The organism is Pseudomonas sp. zjy_15 (genome assembly GCF_043101865.1).
Taxonomy (GTDB): Bacteria; Pseudomonadota; Gammaproteobacteria; order Pseudomonadales; family Pseudomonadaceae; genus Aquipseudomonas; species Aquipseudomonas putida_Y.
In genome coordinates, this window is record NZ_JBICII010000135.1 from 1 (window position 1) to 455 (window position 455).

At 57.6% G+C, this 455-nt stretch carries 1 protein-coding gene; it reads left to right on the forward strand.

Going from position 1 to position 455, the window contains the following annotated elements; genetic code table 11:
* A partial coding sequence (locus ACF8EF_RS24930; RefSeq protein ID WP_392462456.1) for an EF-Tu/IF-2/RF-3 family GTPase occupies nucleotides 1-455 on the forward strand: 455 nt, incomplete at both ends.

The following is a 455-nucleotide window of genomic DNA, read 5'->3' on the forward strand; positions in this document are numbered from 1 at the left end:
TTCCCAGGCGACGACACCCCGATCATCATCGGTTCGGCTCGTATGGCGCTGGAAGGCAAAGACGACAACGAAATGGGTACTACCGCTGTCAAGAAGCTGGTAGAAACTCTGGACAGCTACATTCCTGAGCCAGTTCGTGCCATCGACCAGCCGTTCCTGATGCCGATCGAAGACGTGTTCTCGATCTCGGGTCGTGGTACCGTTGTTACCGGTCGTATCGAGCGTGGTATCGTCCGCGTTCAGGATCCACTGGAAATCGTTGGTCTGCGTGACACCACCACCACCACCTGCACCGGTGTTGAGATGTTCCGCAAGCTGCTGGACGAAGGTCGTGCTGGCGAGAACTGCGGCGTTCTGCTGCGTGGTACCAAGCGTGACGACGTTGAGCGTGGTCAGGTTCTGGTCAAGCCAGGTTCGGTCAAGCCGCACACCAAGTTCACCGCAGAAGTCTACGT